At 73.9% G+C, this 1,462-nt stretch carries 2 protein-coding genes; one reads left to right on the top strand and one right to left on the bottom strand.

Going from position 1 to position 1,462, the window contains the following annotated elements; genetic code table 11:
* Positions 1 to 207 precede the first annotated feature (207 nt).
* Complete coding sequence (locus ACTZWW_RS22620; protein ID WP_444783218.1) at positions 208 to 735, top strand: HPP family protein; 528 nt, start codon at positions 208 to 210, stop codon at positions 733 to 735.
* Between the two features lie 15 nt (positions 736 to 750).
* Here the strand turns inward: ACTZWW_RS22620 and ACTZWW_RS22615 are convergent, their stop codons facing one another.
* A complete protein-coding gene (locus tag ACTZWW_RS22615) occupies positions 751 to 1,302 on the bottom strand; it encodes a thioesterase family protein (RefSeq protein ID WP_444783217.1) in 552 nt (183 codons plus the stop codon).
* Positions 1,303 to 1,462 lie beyond the last annotated feature (160 nt).

Raw genomic sequence — 1,462 nt, 5'->3', positions numbered from 1 at the left:
ACTGTCAACCACTCAACCGGTCCATTCCGTCAGGGATATATCCGGTCCGAACAGAAGCGCGGACTCCTCCCCTCCGGGGAGGATCCTGGGTCGCGGATGGCGCGGGCGGTGGAGGAAGGTCGCGCTTGCCCCGCGCCATCCCGTCGGTGTCAATGGTGCGCGGCGGCGCGCGACGGGACGGCGGGGAGCGATGGCGAGGGCGCGATCATGAGCGGGGGCCTGCGCCCGCGGCTGCCGGGGGAGTTCTGGAAGCGCATGCGGCTCGCCGTGCGCGAGCCCTCGACGCTCGCGATTCGCTTCGTGCTCGCCGGCATCGCCACGGCGATCGCGGTCGGCCTGCTGGAGCTCGCGGCACTGACGACCGGCACGCCCTATTGGCAGGTGCCCTTCGTCACCTCGATCGCGCTCGTCATCGGCCTGCCCTACGCGGAGGCCTCGACGCGCCGCGCGCTGATCGGCGGGCACGTCGTCGCGGCACTCGTGGGCTACGCCGTGCTCTACACGGTCGGGCCATCGATCTATGCGGCGGCGCTCGCCTCCGGGCTCGCGGTGACCGCGATGCTCGCGACCCGCACCATGCATCCCCCCGCCGCCGTCAACCCGTTCCTGGTGGTCAACGAGGGCCTCGGGCTCGGCTTCCTCGTCGGCACGATCGTCCCCGGCGCCATCCTGCTCGCGGTCTTCGCCTTCGTCTGGAACGAGGTGATCACGGCGCGCTGGACGAAGGGCCGGTGAGCCTCGCTTCGACGCTCACCCGGCCGCCCGCAGCGCATCCTCCGCCGCGATGAACGCCGCCACCTCCGGCGTCATCGCCGGCGAGGCCGTCTCCGGCACGCCCACCTCGGCGAAGAGCCGCGGGACCGGCACGAAGGCCTTCTCGCGCCGGTCGTAGAGGCCCGCGCGCACCAGCGCGATGGCCGCCAGGATCTCCGCCCCGTCGCGCCCGCGGGTGACGACCCGGTGCTCGACGACCACCCACGCCTCCGACCAGGCGACGATGCGCGTCTCCAGCCGGAAGCGCCGCCAGAGCCGCAGCTCGCGCCGGAAGCGGATCTTGCCGGCCGACACGATGGGCACCCAGCCGTGCCGTCGGATCGCCGTCCACAGGCCGGTGCGGATCATCAGGTCGACGCGGCCGAGATCCATCAGCGTCCAGTAGCGGCCGTTGTTCATGTGGAGCGAGACGTCGAGGTCGTGCGGCATCACCCGGAAGGAGAGGCGCGAGGCCTCGGCGATCGGGTGCAGTCGCGGGCCGCGCAGGGCGGCGAGGACGACGGCGAGGAGGCGCAGCCAGAGGTTCATCGGGTTCGAAGAGGGAGCTCGGCTTGGGGCGGGAACGGGAGCGGGCGGGGGGGGCCCCCCGCCCCCCCCCCCCGCGGGAACACCCAACCCGGCCCCCCCCCCCCCCGCGCGCCGCGCCAAACCGCAGGCCGCCCCCCCCCCGCGGGCGCGCGCGGCGTAC

This window comes from Salinarimonas sp. NSM (assembly GCF_052380005.1).
GTDB lineage: Bacteria > Pseudomonadota > Alphaproteobacteria > Rhizobiales > Beijerinckiaceae > Salinarimonas.
Note: the sequence above shows the minus strand (reverse complement) of the source record. Positions and strands in the feature narration are given on the sequence as shown.